Here is a 6686-nt window from a genome sequence, read left to right as displayed (position 1 = left end):
ACTAACATCCGAGACAACCCTACCTGAGAGCGAAAATCCACTAACATCCGAGACAACTCCCCCTGAGAGTGAAGACCCACCAACATCCGAGACAACCCCACCTGAGAGTGAAGATCCACCGACATCTGAGACAACCCCACCTGAGAGTGAAGATCCACCGACATCTGAGACTTCGTCAACTGAAGAAGATGAAACAATAGTAATTGAGCAACCTCAGTCAGATGATAACGAAGAAAGTACACCTAATTCTGAAACATCGAAGTCAGACAAAGGAAAAAATACAGCAGTTCCTAACTTACTTTCCATAAGCTTATTAGGTACTTCAAGCTTAAGTGCAAGTTATCAAGAGGTTCAAATTGAAAATGACGGTACTAGAAAAACGATTGAATTAACGAATCGATTTTCCGCATTTCTAGGATTGGGGCTTTCTAATAAACAATATATTGTTTTTATCATTCCACCAAGTATCATGGATAAAATTAAAGCAGAGAGTGTTTATTTAGAATATTCCAAGTCGGGAAATATTGTTAAAAAGGAAAGTGTTACCATTGATAAAACAAATAATTTGATTTATTGGAATACGTCTTCGATTATTTCAGTAGGGTTGCTAGGGTTATTAAACAATATCGAATATAAACTTGTTTTCGAAATAAATAATTTACCTATCAATTCTACAAATCAATACACTTTCAAAAGTGCTGTCATCGATGAAGCGATTGATTTAAATATTTTAAGTAATAGTACAGCATCAGCAGATTTAATGATTGGCTCAACACTTCGTTTGACGACTCCGACCACTCTTGATTTTGGTAGTCATGAGTTGACGGGGCGAGAGAAGATTATTCCTCGTGTATCCCCAATGACGATTGCGATTTCTCACGAAAATGCCACAGGATATAACTGGAAGTTACAAGCGAGTCTCAGTCGCCCTTTGACGAGTACGACAGGTGATGTCTTAACCGATGTTCTTTATTTTAAGACCGCTTCGAAAACCCAATTACTGCAAACAACCGCAATTGAAGTGGCTACGGGAACGATGTCGGCGAGTTCAAATCAGACACCGTTGACGTACGCTGAAAATGAAGGCATCGTTCTCGATTTAACAGGAAAATATCCGAAACCTTTATCGTATAGCGCAGACATTCAATGGAGTTTAGTCGATGCACCGTGAAAAGGGGAGAACAAAGATGAAAAAACGCTTTGCTTTTTCAACGATCTTGATAAGTACTGCTTTAATATTAGGAACGACCTCTGCGTGGGCTGCGAATACCTCAACGGGAACATCCAAGGCTGAAATCACATTTACGACGAATGCAGCACCGATCATCGTCGATCCAGACTCACCTAATCCGAATACTCCCTATAGACCTCAGGATAACGGAGGAAATACGCCAACCGGAAACACTGGACCACTCACACTCGATTATGCACCTAACTTCAATTTTGGCTCGAACGAAGTACTTGTTAATAAAGCACTCTTCAAAGCAAAAGATCAAAAGCCCTTTTTACAAGTAACGGATCGACGTATTCTCCCTACGAAATGGGATGTTAAAGTAAAACTCAGTACCTTTAAAGATAGCGGTGGGAAAGATTCCTTGGCTGGATCCACGTTGACGATCGATGCGGGTGATGTACAAACCTTGATTGGATTACCAATTAATGCAGCACCTACGACAGGAAATGTTACCTTAACACCTGGAAATCCGGGAGATGCAAAAGTTATTTTAGCATCAGCTGCTGGAACGTTTTCAACGTGGCAAATTTATTGGAAGGGAAACGGGACAGATAACGATCGCATTACGCTGAACGTTCCTGTCGGTGTTCAAGTCGAAGGAAAACATACCGCTACGCTCGATTGGACGCTCTCTGACGTCGTGAATTGATGAGAAAATGGGGGGAGAGAGATGAAACGATGGGGAGTCGGTTGTCTAATCGTTTTGCTTTATGGATTACTTGTCTGGATGACACCTTCAGACAGTTTTGCAGAAGATCGTGTTAATTTTTCGGTCGAAGCGGTTCCGAATGCGTATCAGGTCGATTCCGGTGTAACCTATTTCGATTTAAGGATGCCAGCGCAACAAAAGACGAATCTTCAAGTTCGAATCTATAATCACGGACCCGCTGATCATACGTTTTTAACTTCAATCCGAAATGCCACAACGAATAATAACGGTTTGATCGTCTATGATCAGAAAAAATCCGTTCCATTAGCGTCGACTTCGTTGACGGATCTCATTAAACCGAATACGCAATCAACATTCATTAAAGGCGGAGAGTCGAAAATCGTTTCTTTACCACTTGAAGTGTCAAATGAGTTGGATGGGACATTGCTTGCCGGTATTCGGATTGAGAGCAAGCCGGAAGGTGAAACGACTAACGACAATACCATCGGCATTCAAAATCGTCATGCCTACGTCATTGGATTAAAAGTTCGTTCTTCAATCAAAGAGACTGCACCCGTCATCACATATGAGGGGGTGCAGGCAAAGTCCTCTTTTTCAAGACCTACTGTTTTCGTTAAATTAGCAAATCAAGCACCGACCATTAGTAAAACGATGAAATTCGAAGCGATCGTCACGAAAGGAAAAAAAGTCGTGGTTCGAAAACAAATGGACGTTCGATTCGCACCATCGATTTATATGAAAACACCGATTGAAACGACAGGAATCTTAGAACCCGGCACGTATCACATTAAGATCCGCGTTAAGGGAGAAGGCAAGACGTGGAAGTGGAAAGACAGCTTTAAGATTACGAAGCGTCAAGCGAATCAGATGAAAGAGCAGATACCCAATCGGGATATCGAAAAAAATTCGAACTCCTTTGTCGGAGAATGGTCAAAGGAACTTATGATGGCATCGACCTTAATCATCTTTTTATTAATCGGTTATATCTACCGTTTGAAAAAACAGCAACGCCAAGCATAAAAAAAGCAGATTCTCAGCGCTGAGAATCTGCTTTTTGATTAGCGAGCGGCTTGTTCAAACCCTTGAACAATAGCGATGATGACTTGCGTCGCTTTTACCATGTTATCAACGGAGATGAATTCAAACTTGCCGTGATAGTTCTCGCCACCTGTAAAGATGTTCGGTGTCGGAAGACCCATGTACGAAAGTTGTGATCCATCCGTTCCACCACGGATCGGCTTAATGATTGGCTGGATATCAAGAGATTCCATCGCGGCATGAGCGATATCAACGATGTGCATGTGAGGTTCGATTTTTTCACGCATGTTGTAGTACTGGTCATGCAAGTCGATTTCAACGCTGCCTGCTCCATACTTTTTGTTCCACTCCTCAACGAGAGCAGATAAGAAGTGTTTCCGTCCTTCAAATGCTTCACGATCGAAATCACGAATGATGTAGTCGAGCGTCGTTTTTTCAACAGAACCGTCAAACGAAATCAGATGGAAGAATCCTTCAAAACCATCTGTGAATTCAGGAGACTCTTCTCCAGGAAGACGATCGTGAAATGCCATCGCATGTTTCTGCGAATTGACCATCTTGTCTTTTGCTGTTCCCGGGTGAACGTTCGTTCCGTGGAAAACGATTTTAGCAGCCGCTGCATTGAAACTCTCGTATTCGAGTTCACCCAGCGGACCGCCGTCGACTGTATAAGCATACGTTGCATCGAATGCTTCGACATTGAAGTGATGTGGTCCACGACCAATTTCTTCATCTGGCGTAAAGGCAACACGAATGCGACCATGTTTGATTTCCGGATGCGAAATCAAATGGTGCATGGCTGTCATGATTTCTGCGATTCCGGCTTTATTGTCGGCACCGAGTAATGTCGCACCATCCGTCGTCATCAATGTGTGACCGACATAGTTGTGAAGTGCAGGAAAATCAGTAGGCGATAGGATGACAGACGGTGCTTCACGCAACGTGATCGGATTTCCGTCATATGCTTCCACGAGTTGCGGACGGACATTCGTGCCCGTGAAATCCGTCGCTGTATCCAGGTGAGCAAGGAAACCAATTGTCGGAATGTCTGCATCTGTATTAGCAGGTAACGTCGCCATGACATACCCATTGTCATCGACTGTGACTTCCTCCATACCGATTGCATTTAATTCTTCTACGAGCAAACGAGCCAGTGTCCATTGTCCTTCAGTTGTTGGAACAGTCGTACTCTCGTAGTTCGATTGTGTATCGATTTTCACGTATGTAGTTAGACGATCAATCAATTCTTGTTTCAAATCAAAAACGTCCCTTCTCGTCATAAGATACCTTCATCATAGCATGAAGACCTAATGTGAGAGAATTCTGAATCATGATAGACTAATAATGAAAAAGGGGGAATTCTTCATGAGAGCATTCGTAGTCGATCAATACGGAAAAGACGCATCACTTATAGAAAAAGACGTCACACCTGAAAAAGCGGGGAAGTACGAATTACGCATTCAAGTCGAGGGGTCGAGCATCAATCCACTTGATACGAAGATGTTCTTCGGACACGTGGCAGCAGCATCGACGACTGGAATTCTCCAGGGCGATGTAACAGGGAGAGTCATTGAAATCGGCGAGGGTGTGACGTCTTTTTCTATCGGCGATCGCATCGTCGCATTCGGCGGTGGGCTTGGAACACGTGCCGGTGCGCTAGCGGAGGAAATGCTTGTGCCCGAACAGATGGCAGTCTTACGACCAAAAGAGGTCTCAGCTGAGATTGCTGGTTGTTTACCGGTGATCGGGTTAACGGCGATGGAGATTTTAAAAGAACGGATCGTAATTACACCAGGAATCCGTGTGTATGTAGCAGGTGGAACGGGCGGAGTGGGACACCTGACTGTTCAACTCGCGCGTCATTATGGGTGCGACGTCACAGCGAGCGCCTCTTCGGACGAGAAGGCAGCTTGGTTAGAAGCGAGAGGGATTCGCGTTCATCGGTATAAGGAAGAATCAGCTGAAGCATTGCTCAAACGACTGGATTTTGACGGATTCGATGTCATCATTGATACGGTGGGTGGCGATCATTTACAAGAATCGTTCATACTCGCTAAAGAACGCGGACGCATCATTTCGATCGCGACACGGACGACACAAGATTTAACGATGATGCATAGTAAAGCCTTATCACTTGAGGCTGTGTTCGTCGCACTTCCTTTGCTAAAAGGAAAAGTAGATGAGATGAAGCGACAGCAACATCACTTAGCAGAACTTATTCATTTAGTGAAAGAAGGCACAATCGAGATTCGGATCGAAGAGCAGATTCCTTATGAGCGCGATGTGTTAAATGATCTCTACCAACGATTTGATCAAACATCACATTTTGGTAAAGTGAGTGTGCGTCCAAGTCTTAAAAAATGATTCTTCATTTATTTTACATTTCCTGTTAAAAACATAAAAAATCCGCTACTGAAATTTTCGGTAGCGGATTTTTTAGATAACAGATCATTTACGGCGAACAAGAATACTTTTTTGAGCGAGTTGCGGCATAGAAGGAGGAGTCGGGAAATCTTTCTGCTCCGGTTGCTCCCATACGACTTCAAATTTTTGACGCAATTTGTTGAAGGCCTGCTCGATAGCTTTTTTCAATTGTGACGCATCAAGAGCAGGACTATCTGTCGTAATCGCAAGCAATCCTCCGCGATTCGTCAGATGAATGACTTTTTGGATCCAAGGAGAAAGATCCTGTTCCGTTCGAAACTGACGCGTCCGTGTATTCACTTGTACGGGCGGATGGAACAAGACAACGTCAAAACGAGTCTTCTTATCCGCTTGTTCGATATAGTCGAACGCATCTTGAACCAAAAGTATCTGTTCTTCAGGAGTAAAATGGTTCAACGTAAGATTATCTGTCGTCTTATTTCGACTACGTGTCGAGAAATCAACGCTCGTCGTGTGAGTAGCATGACCATGAAGTGCAGATACTGTCAAAGTTCCTGTATCAGAAAAGAGATTCAGTACGTTCTTTTCTTTAACTGAATCCATCAGAACTTTACGAAGTGCGCGTTGCGCGATATCGAAGCCAGTCCGCATGCCAGCGTCAAGGTCGTATGCATACCGTGCACCATGTTCCTGCAGCATTTCTGGAAAATCACCGCGTTCACCCATTAAAAAATCGTCGCCTTTGACGGGTTGAAGATCGATAAGAAAATCTCGTTTTTCATAAATGCTCTTATAGTGAACGAGCGATTCAAGCGCCTCGAGAATCATCGGGCGAAAAGTATAGATGCCTTCATTTTCGAAGAGGATGAGGTAATGATGGTCATAACAATCAATCGTCAGTCCACCAATACCATCACCTGCACCATTAAAAATACGGAAAGCTTCGGACTCTTCTTCAAAAAAGTCGTTTCTTTTGTCTAGAGCTTGTTCGAAAAGGCGTTTGAAGAAAGCAACATCGATCGTGTCTTGTTCATCCATCGAGAGTGTCCAACCGACACCCTTTTCTTGCTTGCCAAAATAGCCAGTTGCAAGGTATTCTTTATGTTCTGTCATCAGATGAAGCAGTCCACCTGCTTCTTTAATATGTTGCAAGGATTCAAACATTTCTTTACGTAACGCGGGATAACCGCTTCGAATCAATTCAATCCATTCGGATTTGACGACGATCGGATAGAGTTCACGGGGCATCTAATTTCCTCATTTCTACTTGTGGATAAGTGTGATTAGTATATCATAAACAGAGTTATCCACATGTGGATAACTTGATACAAATAAAACCGTTAATCCTTATGTAAGTAA

6 protein-coding genes are annotated in these 6686 nt (G+C 43.2%); 4 read left to right on the top strand and 2 right to left on the bottom strand.

The window, feature by feature from the left end:
• The 3 genes from F8N00_RS03345 to F8N00_RS03335 all read left to right on the top strand — a co-directional run.
• On the top strand, positions 1–1171 hold a 1171-nt coding region (locus tag F8N00_RS03345; protein ID WP_421017779.1), incomplete at its 5' end, for a hypothetical protein.
• A gap of 16 nt (positions 1172–1187) precedes the next feature.
• A complete protein-coding gene (locus F8N00_RS03340; protein ID WP_023469774.1) occupies positions 1188–1883 on the top strand; it encodes a WxL domain-containing protein in 696 nt (231 codons plus the stop codon).
• A 21-nt stretch (positions 1884–1904) separates the two neighbouring features.
• Positions 1905–2924 (top strand): DUF916 and DUF3324 domain-containing protein, encoded by a 1020-nt coding sequence (locus F8N00_RS03335; protein WP_023469773.1) that lies wholly within the window; start codon positions 1905–1907, stop codon positions 2922–2924.
• 38 nt (positions 2925–2962) lie between these two features.
• On the opposite strand, the gene pepT is transcribed toward F8N00_RS03335, so the two are convergent.
• Positions 2963–4198: a peptidase T gene (gene pepT / locus F8N00_RS03330; protein WP_075642890.1), complete on the bottom strand. Its 1236-nt coding sequence runs from the start codon at positions 4196–4198 to the stop codon at positions 2963–2965.
• 109 nt (positions 4199–4307) lie between these two features.
• Here pepT and F8N00_RS03325 point away from each other — a divergent pair, with 109 nt between their 5' ends.
• The gene (locus F8N00_RS03325) at positions 4308–5306 is read left to right on the top strand and encodes a zinc-binding dehydrogenase (RefSeq protein ID WP_023469771.1); all 999 of its coding nucleotides are present in this window, start codon (positions 4308–4310) and stop codon (positions 5304–5306) included.
• Between the two features lie 84 nt (positions 5307–5390).
• On the opposite strand, the gene F8N00_RS03320 is transcribed toward F8N00_RS03325, so the two are convergent.
• On the bottom strand, positions 5391–6575 hold the full coding sequence (locus F8N00_RS03320) for a class I SAM-dependent rRNA methyltransferase (protein WP_075642891.1): 1185 nt from the start codon (positions 6573–6575) through the stop codon (positions 5391–5393).
• Between the last annotated feature and the right edge of the window lie 111 nt (positions 6576–6686).

Source organism: Exiguobacterium sp. A1_3_1, from assembly GCF_048985645.1.
GTDB classification, from domain to species: Bacteria; Bacillota; Bacilli; order Exiguobacteriales; family Exiguobacteriaceae; genus Exiguobacterium_A; species Exiguobacterium_A indicum.
Note: the sequence above shows the minus strand (reverse complement) of the source record. Positions and strands in the feature narration are given on the sequence as shown.

Coding starts and splice junctions, on each gene's coding strand:
- F8N00_RS03340 (WP_023469774.1), top strand. CDS start 1,188: ATGAAAAAACGCTTTGCTTTTTCAACGATCTTGATAAGTACTGCTTTA.
- F8N00_RS03325 (WP_023469771.1), top strand. CDS start 4,308: ATGAGAGCATTCGTAGTCGATCAATACGGAAAAGACGCATCACTTATA.
- F8N00_RS03320 (WP_075642891.1), bottom strand. CDS start 6,575: ATGCCCCGTGAACTCTATCCGATCGTCGTCAAATCCGAATGGATTGAA.
- F8N00_RS03335 (WP_023469773.1), top strand. CDS start 1,905: ATGAAACGATGGGGAGTCGGTTGTCTAATCGTTTTGCTTTATGGATTA.